15 protein-coding genes are annotated in these 17,095 nt (G+C 65.9%); 6 read left to right on the top strand and 9 right to left on the bottom strand.

All coding sequences use genetic code 11. The features are described from left to right. The first annotated feature begins 3 nt into the window (after positions 1-3). Positions 4-1,014: an SIS domain-containing protein gene (locus J7548_RS06510; RefSeq protein ID WP_290973300.1), complete on the top strand. Its 1,011-nt coding sequence runs from the start codon at positions 4-6 to the stop codon at positions 1,012-1,014. 73 nt (positions 1,015-1,087) lie between these two features. Here J7548_RS06510 and fliD read toward each other — a convergent pair whose 3' ends face one another. The 3 genes from fliD to J7548_RS06495 form a co-directional block, all read right to left on the bottom strand. Beyond that, complete coding sequence (fliD, locus tag J7548_RS06505) at positions 1,088-3,118, bottom strand: flagellar filament capping protein FliD (protein ID WP_290972016.1); 2,031 nt, start codon at positions 3,116-3,118, stop codon at positions 1,088-1,090. A 395-nt stretch (positions 3,119-3,513) separates the two neighbouring features. Then, the gene (locus J7548_RS06500) at positions 3,514-4,416 is read right to left on the bottom strand and encodes an NAD-dependent epimerase/dehydratase family protein (protein WP_290972013.1); all 903 of its coding nucleotides are present in this window, start codon (positions 4,414-4,416) and stop codon (positions 3,514-3,516) included. A 41-nt stretch (positions 4,417-4,457) separates the two neighbouring features. Then, positions 4,458-4,796 (bottom strand): helix-turn-helix domain-containing protein, encoded by a 339-nt coding sequence (locus tag J7548_RS06495; RefSeq protein WP_290972010.1) that lies wholly within the window; start codon positions 4,794-4,796, stop codon positions 4,458-4,460. 104 nt (positions 4,797-4,900) lie between these two features. Between J7548_RS06495 and J7548_RS06490 the strand changes: the two genes are divergently transcribed. Continuing rightward, entirely contained in the window at positions 4,901-5,989 is a 1,089-nt protein-coding gene (locus tag J7548_RS06490) for an NADH:flavin oxidoreductase/NADH oxidase (protein WP_290972007.1), read from the top strand. Positions 5,990-6,210: 221 nt separating this feature from the next. Here J7548_RS06490 and J7548_RS06485 read toward each other — a convergent pair whose 3' ends face one another. Next, on the bottom strand, positions 6,211-6,834 hold the full coding sequence (locus tag J7548_RS06485) for a glutathione S-transferase (RefSeq protein WP_290972005.1): 624 nt from the start codon (positions 6,832-6,834) through the stop codon (positions 6,211-6,213). Positions 6,835-7,030: 196 nt separating this feature from the next. Here J7548_RS06485 and J7548_RS06480 point away from each other — a divergent pair, with 196 nt between their 5' ends. Then, entirely contained in the window at positions 7,031-7,948 is a 918-nt protein-coding gene (locus J7548_RS06480; protein ID WP_290972003.1) for a DMT family transporter, read from the top strand. 75 nt (positions 7,949-8,023) lie between these two features. On the opposite strand, the gene J7548_RS06475 is transcribed toward J7548_RS06480, so the two are convergent. From J7548_RS06475 to J7548_RS06460, 4 genes are all read right to left on the bottom strand, one after another. Beyond that, on the bottom strand, positions 8,024-8,944 hold the full coding sequence (locus J7548_RS06475; protein ID WP_290972001.1) for an ornithine cyclodeaminase family protein: 921 nt from the start codon (positions 8,942-8,944) through the stop codon (positions 8,024-8,026). A gap of 62 nt (positions 8,945-9,006) precedes the next feature. Then, positions 9,007-9,945 carry a LysR substrate-binding domain-containing protein gene (locus J7548_RS06470; RefSeq protein ID WP_290971998.1) on the bottom strand — a complete coding sequence of 313 codons (939 nt, stop codon included), beginning with the start codon at positions 9,943-9,945 and terminating at the stop codon, positions 9,007-9,009. Between the two features lie 246 nt (positions 9,946-10,191). Then, a complete protein-coding gene (locus tag J7548_RS06465; protein WP_290971995.1) occupies positions 10,192-10,425 on the bottom strand; it encodes a hypothetical protein in 234 nt (77 codons plus the stop codon). Between the two features lie 79 nt (positions 10,426-10,504). Beyond that, positions 10,505-10,765 (bottom strand): DUF4148 domain-containing protein, encoded by a 261-nt coding sequence (locus J7548_RS06460; protein ID WP_290971993.1) that lies wholly within the window; start codon positions 10,763-10,765, stop codon positions 10,505-10,507. A 180-nt stretch (positions 10,766-10,945) separates the two neighbouring features. Between J7548_RS06460 and J7548_RS06455 the strand changes: the two genes are divergently transcribed. The 3 genes from J7548_RS06455 to J7548_RS06445 all read left to right on the top strand — a co-directional run bounded on the left by J7548_RS06455 (position 10,946) and on the right by J7548_RS06445 (position 14,533). After that, complete coding sequence (locus J7548_RS06455) at positions 10,946-11,167, top strand: hypothetical protein (protein ID WP_290971991.1); 222 nt, start codon at positions 10,946-10,948, stop codon at positions 11,165-11,167. Positions 11,168-11,292: 125 nt separating this feature from the next. Continuing rightward, on the top strand, positions 11,293-12,639 hold the full coding sequence (locus tag J7548_RS06450) for an MFS transporter (RefSeq protein WP_290971988.1): 1,347 nt from the start codon (positions 11,293-11,295) through the stop codon (positions 12,637-12,639). Positions 12,640-13,123: 484 nt separating this feature from the next. After that, positions 13,124-14,533, top strand: a complete 1,410-nt coding sequence (locus J7548_RS06445) for an MFS transporter (RefSeq protein WP_290971985.1) — start codon at positions 13,124-13,126, stop codon at positions 14,531-14,533. Positions 14,534-14,542: 9 nt separating this feature from the next. Here J7548_RS06445 and J7548_RS06440 read toward each other — a convergent pair whose 3' ends face one another. Further along, a complete protein-coding gene (locus J7548_RS06440) occupies positions 14,543-17,062 on the bottom strand; it encodes a DEAD/DEAH box helicase (protein ID WP_290971982.1) in 2,520 nt (839 codons plus the stop codon). Positions 17,063-17,095 lie beyond the last annotated feature (33 nt).

The raw sequence follows: 17,095 nt of genomic DNA, 5'->3' as shown, positions 1-17,095 counted from the left end.
CAGATGCTCAAAGAGGCCCGCTCGGCCGCTGATTATGTGGCCCTGCAACTGACGCGCGAGCGCGAACGCTATGCCGAACTGGGCAAGCGATTGCGCGCGGCGCCGCCCTCGGGCATCGTCACCGTGGCGCGTGGCAGTTCCGACCATGCCGCCGCCTATTGCGCCTACCTGACCATGGCGCGCCTGGGCCATATCGTGGCCTCGCTGCCGATGTCGCTGGTGACCCTGAACCGGGCGCCGCTGATCGTGAAAAACGCGCTGGCCATCGCCATCTCGCAGTCGGGCCAAAGCCCCGACGTGGTCGAGCCGATCCGCTATTTCCGCGCCGGCGGCGCCACCACCGTGGCGCTGGTCAACGATGCAAGTTCGCCGCTGGCGGACGCCGCCGAATGGAGCATCCCCCTGCATGCCGGCGTCGAAACCAGCGTGGCCGCCACCAAGAGCTTCATCGCCAGCCTGGTGGCCGGCGCGCTGTTGGCGGGCCACTGGCAGGACGACGCGCAATTCCTGCAGGCCATCGACCGCCTGCCCGAGGCGCTGCGCCAGGCGGCAGGCCTCGACTGGTCGCCCGCGATCGAAGCGCTGGCCCCCGCCAGCCGCATCATGGTGGTGGGGCGCGGCATCGGCTTCCCGCTGGCGCTGGAAGCCGCGCTGAAATGCAAGGAAACCTGCGCCATCCAGGCCGAAGCCTTCAGCGGCGCCGAGATCAAGCACGGGCCGATGGCGCTGATCGACGACGGCTATCCGCTGCTCATGTTCGCCACCCGCGGCCCGGCCCAGGCCGGCATGGTGCAGTTGGCCGACGAGATGCGCCATCGCGGCGCCAAGGTGCTGCTGGCCGCGCCTGACAACATCCCCCAGCGCGACCTGACGCTGCCGGTGGCGGCCACGCCCGACCTCGATCCCATCGTCGCCATCCAGGCCTTCTATGTGATGGCCGCGCGACTGTCGGCGGCACGCGGCATGGATGCGGACAAGCCGCGCCATCTCAACAAGGTGACCAAAACCAGCTAAGCCGCAAGCCGGCGATAAAAAAGGGGACCTCGGCTTGGCCGGGGTCCCCTTTTTCTTGCCTGTTACTGCCGCCTTACTTGTTGCCGTTCAGTTTCGCCAACTGTTGGGTCAGGTAGGTCTGCCGCGACTGCATGGTCGCCAGCGTCAGGTTGAGGCGGTTGAACTGGTTGGTGTAGGAATCCTTCAGCGTCAGCAGCCGCGCGTTGACCGCGGCCTGCTGGTCGGTGTTGACCTTCAGGCTGTCCTGCAAACCCTTGGACTTGGAGGCGACGATGCCACTGTCGCCGAGGATGCCGTCCATCAGCTTCTGCAGCTTGGGGATGACGCCGTTGCTGGAGCTGAAGAGATTGCTGACGCCGTCGAAGTTCTGGGCCGTGGCCTTGGACAGCTTGTCGGCGTTGAGCGCCAGGGTGCCGTCCTTCTGGAAGGAGATGCCGATCTGGGACAGGGACATCGTCCCCGTGGCATCGCTCATGGACGTCAGCAGCGTGCCGCGCAGTTGCTCCATGACGGTTTTCACCGACGACTCCGCTCCCAGCGGCGACGATGTGTTGGCCTCGCCCTTGGTGGTCGACGGCGTCTGCCTGGTCAGCGAGTTGACCGCTTTGACCAGGGCGTTGTACGCCGACACGAAAGTATTGGCCGCGGTGCTCACGCCGCTGGTGTCGTTGCTGATCGACAGCGTGAAGCTGTCGGCGGCGGTAGTCACCTTGGCCAGGTTCAGCGTCACGCCCGAAATGGCATCGCTCACCTTGTTGCTGGGGCTGGTGACGGTGACGCCGTCGATCGACAGCGAGGAATCCTGCGCCTTGGACAGCTGCCCCATCGTGCTGCCGCTCAGCGGCGCGTAATCGCCCGATCCGGTGATCATCACCGGATCGGTGCCGGCGGGCGTGAGCACCAGGTGGTCTTGCGTGCCGTCGTTGCTGATGCTGGCCGTCACGCCCGCGTTGGCGCCGTTGATCGAGGCCACGACATCGTTCAGGCCGATGGCGCCGCTGCCGTCGAGGTCGGTGGGGGTGATGCTGACCGACTTGCCGCCCACCTGCAAAGTCAAGTTGCCGGCGCTGAAGGCCTGGCCGGTCGGCACGCCCGGCGTGGTCAGCTTGCCGCTGGGATCGAAGGAGAACACCGAGAAATTGTCGGTGCCGGTGATGCGCAGGCTGTTGGCGGCGCCGCTGTCCTTGGCGGTGATGACCAGATGGTCGTTCTTGCCGTCGCTGACGATGGCGGCGTTCACGCCGGCGTCGCTGGCGTTGATGGCGTCGCGCACGCCGGCCAGGGTGTTGGTGCGCGGCTTGATGATGGCGGTCGAGCCGTTGCCGGTCTTGATGGCCAGCACGCCCTTCTCGAAGGTCGTGCCCGGCGCGATGCCGGCCGAACTGACCTTGTGCGCCTGCGCCAGCTGCGATACGGAGACGGTGTATTTGCCCGACGCCGCCTTGGTCGCATCGCGCGGCGCCTGGATTTGCGTGACCGCGCTCGGCTGGTTCGACGACGCGTCGTAGCTCAACCCCGCCAGGCTGCCGTTGGCAGTGATCTTGATGGTATTGGCGGTACCGCCGGCATTGGCCTCCAGCACCAGGTGGTCGCCGCTGCCGTCGGTAACGATCGAGGCCGTCACGCCGGCCTTCGAGGCATTGATGGCGTCGCGCACCCCGGCCAACGTCGAGTTGGCCTTGAGCGTGACGAACGTCGGCTGGTCGGTGCCGACCTTGATCGCGATCGAATCGCCCGCATTGAAGAGCTGCCCGGCGGTGAAACCGCCCGATTTCAGCTTCTGCGCCAGCTTCTTGGTCGTTTCGTCGGTATTGATGTCGGCCGTGAAGGGATCGGTGGTCAGGTTGCTGCCGGTGCCGGCATTGCTGATGGCGGACTTTTGCGAGCTGAAGCTGGCCGAGGTCAGGCCCTTGATGGCGTTCTGGTAGGTGGTCAGCGCGCCCTTGAAATTGCCGTAGGCGGAGATGAGCGTATTGAACGCGCTCGCCTTGCCCTTCAGATTGGTCAAGCGCGACTTGGATTCAGCCGCCATGAGCTGCTTGACCAGGGTCTCGACATCGAGGGGCCCGGCGGCAGTGGAGACGGAACCGGTGGACGTTGCCATGAATGCTCCAGAATATGTTGGTTGCCCTGGGAAGCCGTTTGGCTTGCCCGGACGGAAATATCGCTTCGCTTAGCAATACTGCTAAGCGCCAGGTATCGGGATTCGGATAGCTGACATTATGTCAGTTAATCTTTACATCTCATGGTTACGTAGTAATGACGGATTTCTTTAATTTAATCTGCCGGAATTTTGCAAAAACTTGGCAAAAACCGGACAAGACTAGGCCATCGCCGCGCATAGGCGCGCACAAACGGTGAATTGGCCAGGGAAAGTGGTATGACAACCTACTGCCAAGGAGAGGATTCAGCGGGTAAACAGACGAGCCGTATCGGATGGAATGGCCGTCAGCGGAACCCGGTGGCGGCGGGCACAGGTTTTGTCAGCGTGTCACGCCCTCACGCCGCCGGCAGCCGCATCTCGCGCTCGATCCATTCCACCGCCGATGCGTGCCGCGGCTGCCAACCCAGTTCGCGCCGCGCCCGCAGCGCGCGTACGCGGCTGTTCGATCCCAGCGAGTAGCGCCCCATGTTCAGGCCCCACAAGGCGATGGCCGCCTCTTCGCTCAGGTGTTCGATGCGGTCGATGCCCAGGCGCCGGGCGATGGCTTGGCCCATGTCGGCATAGGAGGACTCGCCGTTTTCGGCGAAATAGAAACCCCGCGTACCGGGCCGCTCCAGCGCCAGCTGGTAGAGCGCGCACACATCGTCGAGGTGCACCGTGGCCCAGCGGTTGATGCCGCGCCCGACCAGCCGCAGCACGCCGCTCTGGCGCGCCTGCTTCACCAGCGCCGGGATCTGCACGCTGTCGGGCTGCAGTCCGGTGCCGTGGCCGTAGATCAGCGTATTGCAGACGACGGTGCCGCGTATGCCCGGCGCGGCCAGGATGCGCTGGTCGAGTTCGTAGCGCGCCCATTTCTCGGCGCCCACGACCAGCGGCGTGTCTTCATCGAAGACCTGCACGTTGAGCACATTGCCGGCCGCGGCGTCGCCCACCTGGCTGGAGCCGCTGGTGTGCAGCAGGATCTTGCCCTGTTCGCCCAGGTCTTCGATGAGCGCCTCGATGGCGGGGCGGTGGTCGCTGCTGGCGCAGTTGACGACCGCATCCGCGCGGGCCGCCTCGTCACGCAGCAGCGCGCCGTCATCCAGCGTGCCGATCACCGGTTCGATGCCGATCGCGCGCAGCGCGGCCGACTTGGAGGCATCGCGCGCCAGTCCGCGGATGGCATGCCCTGCCGCGGCCAGATGGCGGCCGACCGAACCGCCGATATAGCCTGTCGCGCCGGTGATGAAGATGTTCATGAAGGTTCCGAGCTGTCTTGTCTGGATTGCGATTACGCCGATTACGCCGCCTTGTCCTTCTTGGCCGCGGCCTTGGCCGGCGCGCCCTGCGACAGGATGGCCGACAGCAAGCCCGGGAAACGGCTTTCGATGTCGGCGCGGCGCAGGGTGTTCATATGGGTGGTGCCGGTGCTTTCCGTCAGCACCAGCCCCGCTTCGCGCAGGACCTTGAAGTGGTGCGAGACGGTGGATTTCGGACGGCCGCCGTCGAGTTCGCCGCAGGTCGCGCAGGCCACCTGCGCGAGGTGGCGCACGATATCCAGGCGGATGGAATCGCTCAGGGCATAGAGCACGCGTTCGAGGACCAGTTCGCTGGCGGCGGGATGTTTGTAGGGGCGCATCTGCAAGATGATACACCTTGGGTTATACTGCTTCCATAGTTCGAATATATTCGAACTAACGAATAACATTTCCCTGTCGACATTACCGAAACCAAAGGCTACCCATGTCCGCCCTGTTCCAACCGTTCAAACTCAAAGACATTACCCTGCGCAACCGCATCGCCGTGCCGCCGATGTGCCAGTACATGGCCATCGACGGCCGCGCCAACGACTGGCACGTTTCCCACTACGCCGGCATGGCGCGCGGCGGCGCCGGCCTGGTGATCGTCGAAGCCACCGCGGTCGCTCCCGAAGGCCGCATCACCCCGGCTTGCACCGGCATCTGGTCCGATGAGCTGGCGCAAGCCTTCGTGCCGGTGGTGCAGGAAATCAAGGCGGCCGGCTCGGTGCCCGGCATCCAGATCGCCCACGCCGGCCGCAAGGCCAGCGCCAACGTGCCCTGGGAAGGCGACGACCATATCGCCGAAGGCGATGCCCGCGGCTGGCCCACCATCGCACCCTCGGCCATCGCCTACGGCCGCAACCTGCCCAAGGTTCCCAAGGCCATGAGCATCGACGACATCGCCCGTGTGCGCCAGAACTTCGTCGATGCCGCCATCCGCGCGCGCGACGTCGGTTTCGAATGGCTGGAGTTGCATTTCGCCCACGGCTACCTGGCGCAGAGCTTCTTCTCGCCGCACGCCAACCAGCGCGACGACATCTATGGCGGCAGCGTGGAAAACCGCGCCCGCTTCCTGCTGGAAACCCTGCGCGAAGTGCGCAAGGTGTGGCCGGAAAACCTGCCGCTGACGGTGCGTTTCGGCGTGCTCGAATATGACGGCCGCGACGAGCAGACGCTGCTGGAATCGATCGGCCTGGTGCGCCAGTTCAAGGCGGACGGCATGGACATGCTCAGCGTCACCGTGGGCTTCACCATTCCCGACACCACCATCCCCTGGGGCCCGGCCTTCCTCGGCGAAGTCACCGAACGCGTGCGCCGCGAAGCCGATGTGCCGGTATCGTCGGCCTGGGGCTTCGGCACGCCGGAGATCGCCGAGCGCGTGGTCAAGGAACAGCAGCTGGATCTGGTGATGGTCGGCCGATCGCACCTGGTCAACCCGCACTGGACCTATGCCGCCGCCAAGGAGCTGGGCGTGGCGCGCCCATCGTGGACGCTGCCGGCGCCTTACGCGCACTGGCTGGAGCGCTACTGATACGCTTTCACCCGCGTAGTCCGGGCATGCCGCGGTCGCGCTGCCGTCTCAATAAAACAGCAGCGCGATCAGCGGCACGCTCGACAGCAGCAGGCAGCCCAGGAAGGCGGCGAGAAACAGCAGGTTTTTCTTTCGGTTCATTGGAGATCGGGCAAGAAGGGACACAGGCAAAACGCAAGTGTACCTTCCCCGCCCTCAAAACCTGTTCTCAGAACCTGTTCTCAGGCCATGCCATTGCGCCCGAAGGAGCGAAAGCCCGGCCGCTGCGTCAGCAGTTCGTAATAGGCCGCCACCGCCGGCAACTCGGGATGCTGGAACGGCGTGCCAAACCAGCGGTTGACCGACAGCCCGACGGGGATATCGGCCAGCGTGAAGGCATCGCCCGCCACATAGGCGCCGGTCTGCTGCAGCTGCTGTTCCAGCACGCGCATGAAGCCGCCCCAGTTGTCGATGGAGGCGGCCAGTTGCTGCGCGTCGCCATGCGCCGGCGACTTGCGCACCAGCGCCATGAAGGCGTAGCTCCATGCACGGTTGAGGTCGCTGGCCTGCCAGTCGATCCACTGGTCGACGCGGGCGCGCTCGCGGGGCGCGGCCGGGTAGAGCGCCGCGCCGCCGTACTGGCCGGCCAGGTAGCGCAGGATGGTATTCGATTCCCACAGCACGAAACCGTCGTCGTCGACCACCGGCACCATGGCGTTCGGGTTCATGCCGAGGAACGCCGGCTCCCGGGTCGAGCGAAAGCCGATGCCCCAGTCCTCGCGCCGGTATTCGATACCCAGCTCAGCGCAAGCCCACAGCACTTTGCGCACGTTGATGGAATTGTCCCTGCCGTAGATTGTCAGCACACCCTTCTCCCTTTACGTTGACCGTGCCGACATTAGCAGCTGTCCGGAAAAGGCGACATGTACAGTTTGGCAAAAGTGGCATGCGGCGCTGTTACCGTCGCGCAAAGTGGCCCGGTGGAAATCCGCATAACTGTACCTATGCCCGCTACGGAGAGGAGCATTACACTCGCTGCTCCATCGCATTCGATCGCCCTCCATGTCTCCGTCGAATATCGCCAAGCTCCTCCTGCTCGCCGCCATCTGGGGCACCAGCTTCATGCTCATGCGCATCGCCGCGCCGGTGTTCGGCCCCATGCTCACCACCTTCGGCCGCGCTTCGCTGGCCACGCTGGCGCTGCTGGCTTTCGCCCGCTCGCGCGGCGACCGCCTGCAATGGCGGCACAACTGGCGGCCCTACCTGGTCATCGGTATCGCCAACACGGCACTGCCGTTCAGCCTGTTCGCCTGGTCGGCGCTGCACATTCCCTCTTCCTACATGGCCACCATGAATTCGCTGGCGCCGGTGTTCACCGCGCTGTTCGGCTTCCTGCTGCTGGGCGAACGGCTGACCGCGATGCGCCTGGGCGCCTTCGTGCTGGGCCTGGCCGGGGTAGCGGTGCTGGTCGGCGTCGGGCCGGTGCCGGCCGAGGCGATGGTAGTCTTCGGCGTGCTGGCGGCCATGGGCGCGGCGGTCAGCTACGGCTTCGCCGCCACCTATACGCGCATGCGCGGCAACGGCATCTCGCCCATCGCCATGGCCGCCGGCAGCCAGTTCGCGGCGGCGCTGTGCCTGATCCCTTTCGCCCTGCCGGGGCTGCCGCATGCCGCCGCGGCCGTCCAGGCCGGCGCCGCCGGACCGGCATTGCTGGCCGTGCTGGTGCTGGGCGTGGTGTGCACCGGCATCGCCTACGCGCTGTTCTTCCAGCTGATCTCGGCCGAAGGCGCGACCAAGGCCATCACCGTCACCTTCCTGGTGCCGATGACGGCATCGCTGTGGGCCTGGCTGCTGCTGGACGAGCCGGTCACCACCGGCACCGTGGCCGGCATCGCCATCGTGCTGGCGGCCACGGCCACCGCGCTGCGCGCCAAGCCGGCGGCGCCGCGCGTATCCGGCAAGGCGCAGGCCCGAACCTGATTTCCGTCAAATGAAAACAAAAACGCCGCAGGCTATTCACCTGCGGCGTTTTTCATTGTCGCTCGCGCTTGCCGCTTACCAGCCGTACTTGGCGCAGGCCTTGCGGTAAGCCAGGCCGGCCAGCGCCACGTCTTCCAGGCCGATGCCGATGGCCTTGTAGATCACGATGTCGTCGGCACCGCGCCGGTAGGGCATGCTGCCGTCCACCGCCTGCGCCAGCTCCATCACATTGTTCCAGTCGAAGGTGCCGGGCGCGCATTGCACCAGGTCGCCGGCTTCCTGCTGGGCCTGCGGCTTCCATTCGACGAACAGCGCGGCCGCGCGCGCGATGGCGGTATCGTCCAGCTCGCGCACATTGGCCTTGGAAGCGCCCACCGCCGCCACGAAGGCGCCCGGGCGCAACAGCTTGCCGTCGAACAGCGGCGTGGCCGAACGGGTCACGGTCACCAGCACGTCGGCGCCGGCGGCGGCTTCGTCGACCGTCACCACGCGCGCCGGCACGCCCAGCGTGCGGGTGATCTCATCGGCCAGCTCCTGCTGGCCGGAGATGCCCGCCACCAGCACTTCCTTGAACTTGCGCACCTGCAGCAGCGCCGGCACGTGCGAGCGCGCCTGCACGCCGGTGCCGATCACCGACAGCACCTGCGCATCGGGCCGCGCCAGCGCGTCGCAAGCGACCGCGGTGGCGGCGGCGGTGCGCAGGCCGGTCATGGTGTCGGCTTCGATGGTGGCCAGCGGCGCGCCGGTCTCGCTGGAGAACAGCACGATCACGAACTTGAACTGGCCCTTGATGGTGGTGTAGACCTTGGCGCCAGCGATGCCCGCGCCGGGGATCACCGCGCCCATCATCGACAGCATCACGCCGTTGGAAGCGCTGGTGCGCACGCGTCCCTGGTGCGCGCCCTCGCCGGCCGCCGCGAACGCCTCGCGCATGGCGCCGATGGCATCTTCGGTGGTGAGCAGCTCGCTGATCTGCTGGTTGCTGAGCAATTTCATGGGGACTCCTTCAATCGGTAAAAATGTTGAAACGGTTCAAATGCGGGCCGGCCGATACAGGCTCAGCCGCCCGCGTGTTCGGCCTTCAGGTAATTCCAGATGCGGTCGATTTCCGGGTTGGCGCCATCCAGGCGGCGATAGACGCGGATATCCATTTCGTCGCACCACAGCCCCAGTTCCAGCGCCTCGCGGTCGTTGGGGGCGATCGCCAGCGTCAGCTTGCCTTCGGCCACTTCGCGCGCGACCGCGCTGGCGGGCAGCCAGGCGATGCCGTGCCCCTCCACCGCCATGTTCTTCAGGCCCTCGGCCAGGTCGGTCTCGAAACGGCGGAACAGGTGCACGCGGCGCGGGCTGGTATGCAGCGCCTTCTCGACGATGCGCGAGAGCGACGAATACGGCGAATAGCTGAGGAACGGCAAGGGGTCGTTGGGCGTGCCCGGCAGCACGTATTTCGGCTTGCCGCTGGCCAGCGGCTTCACGTAGGGGCGCAACGGCTCCTTGCCCAGCGACAGCACGCCGTAGCGTTCGGTGTCGAGGGCAATCCCCTGCTGGCGGTGGTCGTAGCAGAGCAGCAGGTCGCAGTTGCGCTCGACCAATGCCATCACCGCATCGTGCACGTTGCCGGCCATCACCGTGGTGGCGATGGCGCCGACTTTCTTTTCGATCTCCGACAGCAGCTTGGGAAACACCGTCAGCAGCAGCGTATGCGGCATGGCGAAACGGACCGCGGTCTGCGCGCCGGCCAGCTGGCCGCGCAAGACCAGCCGCGCCTGCATCGACTGGTTCAGCATCTCCCGGGCGATGGGCACGAAGGATTCACCGGCCGGGGTCAGCGTGCAAGGGTAGGAAGAGCGGTCGAACAGCTCGGCGCCCAGCCAGGTTTCGAGCGACTTGATGCGGCGGCCGAAAGCCGGCTGCGTCACGTTGCGCAGCTTGGCCGAGCGGCTGAAGTTCAGCGTCTCCACCACCGAGAGGAAGTCCTCGACCCATTTGATTTCCATTGTTTCCCGCTCCACCTGGCGCGGATGGCGCGCCACCCGACGATTCGCCCGGTACGCGACAGCATGGCAATGCCGCCGCTCCGGGCCTCCAACCCGGCAGCCACTATACAAATGCGGACGGCCGGTGTCCCATGCCATTTTGGCATAAGGCGCGCCGGATGCGGCGTCCAGACGAACAAAAGCCCGATGCGAACGATGTCGCATCGGGCCGTTCCCGCAGCGCTTGGCTGCCAAAAAGAAGAAAACTCAGGCGCAGCAATTACCGTCGATATGCGCATCGCGCATCCTGCGCGCTGCCTCACGACGGCGCCGGGTACCCCGCAGGCGTTGCGAAACCCGGTACATCGCGCGCTGGGTCAGCATCATGCTGAGCGTACCCATGCTGAACTCGGCGGCAATCAATAAGCCGACCAGTGCGGCGAACTGCATGTAGATCCTCGGATAGAGGGACAGGCTGCGCGAAAACAGTTGGTGCCACATGATGTTTCCCCTTTTCTTGTTTTACCTGCATCGACTACTCAATGATTGCGGGCGGGATGCTCTCCCGCCCTGCCGGCCATCAGGCGCCGGTGTACAGCGACGGCTGGACGCTGCCGGCGGTTTGCAGGCCGCTGTTGGCAGGCGCCGAAGTCACGACCGGGTAGACCGCGTCAGGCTGGTTGGCCAAGCCTTGTTCCTGTGCCTTGGCCAGCTCGGCCTTGACGACAGCGCGGGTGGTTTGCGAGACGAACGGCTTTTCCACCGGATACGGAGCCTCGGCAAATGCCAGGGACGAAGCGGACAGGGCCAGCGCGGCGGCGACGATATATTTTGCAGACATGATGTTTCTCCTTGGGTGTTCGGTCGGATATGCGGAATTGCATTCAGCGGTACATGCACGGGTAATGTGAGATGGCATGTGCCTTTCTCAGAACCGCATCGTTTCTTGCGTTGCGATGTCGTTCATCGATGACTGCAGTGTAGGGATGGGCCGTGCGGAGAAAAACGCGGGAAACGGGAATTGAGTGTTCTGCAAAACGGAATAATCGCCGGCGTCTATCGCGGAGATAGAAATAAAGCTATCGGCATATTTTTCTCCCACCCCCATAAAACCCAGGCGGGACGCGCATTGCAGGCCGGCCGCGATATTTTTCCGGCGAAACGGCGTTCACCGCGCCCTTGGCCTCGCTTATTTCTCACTATCATCAACCGAAATATCAGCGACCGTAAAAACGACGCATAAACGACGGATAAAAACATTGCCGCCAATGGCATGAAAAATGCTCCTGCAAAGAAGCGCGAAGGAGCCGCGAGTATTTCCAGCCACACGCTTTGCGCAGTACCCATCGTCCATTCAGGGGGAGTTCCATGTCCGTAACAGAAACCGCATCGCCACTATCCGCCTCGGCGGCGCTCGACGAACACAATGCCACCTTCCGCCGGGTCATCTGGCGCATCATTCCCTGCGTCACGCTGATCTGGTTCCTGGCCTGGGTCGACCGCGTCAACGTCGGCTTCGCCAAGCTGACCATGATGAACGACCTGCACTGGTCGGACGCGATCTACGGCGCCGGCGCCGGCATTTTCTTCATCGGCTACTTCCTGTTCGAAGTGCCCAGCAACATGCTGCTGCAAAAGATCGGCGCGCGCAAAACCATCATGCGCATCACCATCGGCTGGGGAGTGGTGTGCATCGCCATGGCCTGGGTCCAGACGCCGGGGCAGTTCTACCTGCTGAGGTTCCTGATGGGCGCGTTCGAAGCCGGCCTGCAGCCGGGCGTGATCCTCTACCTCACCTACTGGCTGCCGGCGCACCGGCGCGGCAAGGCGCTCGGCGTGTTCGTATCGGCCTCGGCGGTTTCACTGGTGGTGGGCAGCCCGCTGGCCGCCTACATCATGGAAATGAGCCAGGGCGCCGCCGGCATGCAAGGCTGGCAATGGCTGTTCATCATCGAAGGCATCCCGTCGGTGCTCATGGGCCTGGTCGCCTTCTTCATCCTTACCGACCTGCCGTCCAAGGCCAAGTGGCTCTCCGACAGCGAAAAAGCGCACATCGCCGCCGAGATGGCCGATGAAGACCGCAAGCTGGGCCCGCGCGAGCACAGCTTCGCGGCGTCGCTGAAAAGCGGCAAGATCTGGGTGCTGATCGCCGTGTTCTTCTGCATCATCGCCGGCAATGCGACGCTGGTGTATTACGGCCCCAGCCTGGTCAAGGAAGTCGGCTTCACCGACATCAAGACCCTGGGCTGGATCATGGGCGGCATCTATGCCTGTGGTTGGGGCGGGATGGTGCTCAACGGCTGGCTGTCCGACCGCAGCAAGGAAACCCGCCTGCATACCGCGGTGGCGGCGGCCATCGGCGCTACCGGCCTGTTGCTGGCGGCTTATTTCGTCGGCGAGAAGAATGCGGCCGGGGTCATCTTCTCGCTGGCACTGTCGTCGGCCGGCACCATGGGCGCGATCCCCATCTTCTGGCAATTGCCGGGGCAATACCTGTCCGGCAGCGCGATCGCCATCGGCCTGGCGGTGATCAATTCGGTGGCCAACCTCTCGGGCTATTTCTCGCCGCAACTGCTGGGTTACCTGAAGAGCACCACCGGCCGTTATGCCCAGGGCCTGACCGGCATCGCGCTGGTGGAATTGATGGCGACGGTGCTGATCGTGCTTTTCATCAGTCCCGCCAGGACGGCCTCCGGATCTGGCGCGAAGGGCTGACGCCCGCACTGAACCCGTCCGGCGCCCGGCGCGGCGTCGGACAGCTCATCCCACAAGGGGCCAGCCTCCTCGGCCATGACCCGCATCTCCTCCCACTGCCCCGGCAGCATCGGGAGGGCGCGCACCGGTGCCGCGCATGGTTCGCGCAGCGGCGCCGCCCCTGCGCCCGCCTTATCCTTCCAGCGGCACTCCAAGATGAAGAACACCCCCAGGGATCCCGCCAGGCCTGCCAGGGAAAGCCCCAGTACGGCATAGGCCGCATATCGCATGATGTCTACCCATTCCATTTTCTGCCGCTCCTTCTCCAGATCGACTTGATGCGCGATAGTAGCGCCGTCCTGCCGCGAACGGCATCAGGAAAAGACTGAGTCGCCAGGCGCACCCATATTTCCCTTTCGGCAACCTCTGCCGTTGCGCCGACCGGGAACCGCGCATGCGCACTGCCTGTCTGGCTTGAACCGGCCAAGAAAAACAGGAGACCAGCATGACTGCGGCCAGCGACATCCCCGCCCGCCTCGACCGCCTGCCATGGTCGCGCTGGCATTGGCGCGTCGTGGCCGCATTGGGCGTGGCGTGGATACTGGATGGGTTGGAAGTGACGCTGGCCGGCTCCCTCGGCAGCGTGCTGGAGCGGCCCGACACGCTGGCGCTGGATGCCGTCCAGGTCGGCTGGGCCGGCTCGCTCTACATCGGCGGCGCCGTAGCGGGCGCGCTGCTGTTCGGCCGCCTGACCGACAAGCTGGGCCGCAAGCGGCTGTTCATGGTCACGCTGGCGGTCTACATGCTGGCCACGCTGGCCACCGCCTTTTCCACCGGTTTCGCGTCACTGGCCCTGTGCCGCTTCGTCACCGGCCTGGGCATCGGCGGCGAATACGCCGCTATCAATTCCGCCATCGATGAGCTGGTGCCGGCGCGCGTGCGCGGCCGCGTGAACCTCATCATCAACGCCAGCTTCTGGATCGGCGCGGCACTGGGCGCGGGCCTATCGCTGCTGATCCTCGACGAGCGCGCGCTGGGGCCGGCCGACGGCTGGCGCGCCTGTTTCCTGCTGGGCGCGGTGCTGGCCGCGGCCATCGTCCTGGTGCGCCGCCACGTGCCGGAAAGCCCGCGCTGGCTGTTGATGCACGGCAAGCGCGCGCAAGCCGAACAGGTGGTGGCCGGCATCGAAGCCCAGGTCGCCGCCGAACATGGCGCGCTGCCGGCGATCGCAACCGTGCGCCACGCGCACCGGGCCGGCGGCGGCATGCCGGGCCTCGGCGCCATCGCGCACGTGCTGCTGCGCCGTTACCGCACGCGCAGCATGATGGTGGTGCTGATGATGGTGGCGCAGGCCTTCGTCTACAACGCCATCTTCTTTACCTATGGGCTGGTGCTCACGCGCTTCTACCAGGTGCCGGACAACCGCGTGGCGCTCTACATCTTCCCGTTCGCGCTGGGCAACGTGCTGGGGCCGCTCCTGCTGGGCCACCTGTTCGACAGCCTGGGCCGGCGCCGCATGATCGCCGCCACTTACCTGCTGTCGGGCATCGGCCTGGCGGCCACCGCGTGGGCCTTCGATGCCGGGCTGCTCAACGCGCTGACGCTGGCGCTGTGCTGGAGCGCGGTGTTCTTCGTCGCCTCGGCAGCCGCCAGCTCGGCCTATCTCACGGCCAGCGAAGTGTTCCCATTGCAGATGCGGGCGCTGGCGATCGCCATCTTCTACGCGGTGGGCACCGGCACCGGCGGCTTCATCGCGCCGGCGCTGTTCGGCCGCCTGATCGCCGGCGGCGACCGGCATGCGGTGGCGGGGGGATATGCGCTGGGCGCGGCGCTGGCGATAGCGGCTGGATTATGCGCGCTGAAGTTTGCGGTGGATGCGGAGAGGAAGGGGTTGGAAGAAGTATCCGAACTGTAGCGGCCGTTTTCAGGACACGCCGTCCCACACATCCGCAGTCAACGAACGGGCCGGCATCTCCGCCACTTTCTCCCGTATGCCCATCCCCAGCGGCGCCAGCAATGCCTGCAGCTCTTCCTCGCCGAACTTGACCGCCTGCGCATCGTCGCGCCCCAACACGCCTTCGGCCAGCGCCGACTTGCGCGCCTGCAGTTCCAGCAGCCGTTCCTCGATGCTGCCCTCCACCACCAGCTTGTAGACGAACACCTGCTGCGTCTGCCCCAGGCGGTGCGCGCGGGCGATGGCCTGTTCTTCCACCGCCGGGTTCCACCAGGGATCGACCAGCACCACCGTGTCGGCCGCGGTCAGGTTCAGGCCGACGCCGCCGGCCTTGAGGCTGATCAGGAACAGCGGCGCCTGTTGCGCCTGGAATTGCGCGATCACGGCGCCGCGCGCGGCGGGTTCGGTGTCGCCCGTCAGCGAGAGCCAGGGCAAGCCGAGTTCGCGCAGCTCGGCTTCGATCAGCGCCAGCATCGCCGTGAATTGCGAAAACACCAGGATGCGCCGCCCTTCCGCCACCAGCGCCGGCAGCATGCCGCGCAGCAGTTCGATCTTGGCGCGCTCGATGCCCTTGGGCATGCGGCCGTCCTTGAGCAGGTACGGATCGCAACAGACCTGGCGCAACTTCAGCAGCGCATCCATCACCGTCACGTGCGAGCCGGACAAGCCGCGGCGCTGCAGCGCGCGCCTGACCTGCTTGTCGGCGGCGATGCGCACGCTCTCGTACAGCTCGCGCTGGCGTCCCTGCAATTGCAGCCGTTCGATGATCTCAGTGCGCGGCGGCAGTTCCTGCAGCACATCCTCCTTGCGCCGGCGCAGGATGAAGGGACGCACGCGCTGCGCCAGCAAGCGTGCGCGCACGGTCTGGCCCTGCTCTTCGATGGGCTTGCGCCACAAGCGCGAAAAACTGCGCGCGTCGCCGAGGAAGCCCGGCATCAGGAAATGGAATTGCGTCCACAGCTCGCCCAGATGGTTTTCCAGCGGCGTGCCGGTCATGCAGATGCGGTGGCGCGCGTGCAGCCTGCGCGCGGCGGCGGCGCTGCGCGAAGCGGCGTTCTTCACCGTTTGCGCTTCGTCCAGCACCAGCAGATGGAAACGCAAGCGGGTCAGTTCGCCCAAGTCGCGCCATAACAAGGGATAGGTGGTCAGCACCAGGTCGGCCTCGCCATTGCCGATGGCTTCGATATGCCGTGCACGGCCTTCGCCGTGCAGCGCCAGCACACGCAAGTCCGGCGCGATGCGCTGCGCCTCCTGCTGCCAGTTGAACAGCAGCGAAGTCGGCACCACCACCAGCGCCGGCAGGTCGAGCCGGCCGGCCTGCTTTTCGATGAGCATGTGTGCCAGCACCTGTGCGGTCTTGCCCAAGCCCATGTCGTCGGCGAGGATGCCGGCCAACCCCTGTTCACGCAGGTATTGCAGCCAGGCCACACCTTGCAGCTGGTAGCCGCGCAGCGCGATGCCCAATCCCTGCGGCGCGTCGATGCTACGCACCGCGCCGGCCTCGCGCAACCGCCGCGCCAGTTGCAGCACGCCGGCTTCGCCGCTCATATGCCAGGGCGCGCCGCCGTCCAGGTTCAGCAGCGCGCCATGGATGGCATCGAGCCGGTGAGCGTCCCACGGCGTCAGTTTCAGCGGCCCCTCTTTGCGCTTGAGGTCGCCCAGCAAATCGAGCAGCGCCAGCACCACCGCCTTCAATGGTCCGGCCATGGCATCGATGCGGCGCCCGCCCGGGGCGCGCAGCGAGATCACGGCGTGGTCGTCCATCTTTTCGACTTGCTGCGCATCGGCCCAGCGCGGGTCGCGCCGCAACAGGTCGGCCACCATCGGGCCGACGTCCATGTTCTCGCCGTCGACCTCGATGCCAATGGCCAGCAGCCAGCGCCCGGACGGATCGAGGCCGCTGAATACCTCGCTCGAAAACGCGCGCGGCTGCAAGGGCGCGGCCACTTCCTTGCCCAGTACTTCGCCGGTCTCGCTGCTGACGATGAAACGCCAGGCGGTGACCGGCACGCTCTCATGCGCGAAGCCGGGCCTGACCACCAGTTGCCAGCCGAGCCGCTGCAGGCGCGGCGCCTGGTCGGCCCAGAAGTCGCCGAAGGAAGCTTCCTGCACCAGCGTCCACAACGGGCCGGCATCGTGCAGGGGATTGTGCGCGCGCCATTGCAAGGCATCTTCGCGCAGCGGCAGGAAACCCAGTTCGCGGATCAGTTCGAGGGCGGCCGTTTCGGCCGGCACGTCGCGCACCACATGCGCCGGCGTATAGCCGGCGCCTCCTTCGTCTTCGAAGCGCACCGGTGCCGGCATGCTCCAGCGCCCGGCGCCTTCGCCGTACACCCAGTCGATCTGCGCCACCGTCACCATGCCGCCACGCGGGCCGAACAGGCCGTGCGCGCGCATGCCGAGCACGCCGTCGCCGCGCGTGAGCGTTTGCAGCGTCAGGCGCGGTTGGAAACGGACGGAAGAACGGGAAGTGGCGGATGGGGAGCGCATGCGGCCTCGTCAGCAAAACGAGCGCCCATTTTA

It is taken from the genome of Herbaspirillum sp., from assembly GCF_017744395.1.
Classification (GTDB): Bacteria; Pseudomonadota; Gammaproteobacteria; order Burkholderiales; family Burkholderiaceae_D; genus Herbaspirillum.
The sequence above is the reverse complement of the archived record's forward strand: the minus strand, read 5'-3'. Positions and strand labels throughout refer to the sequence as shown.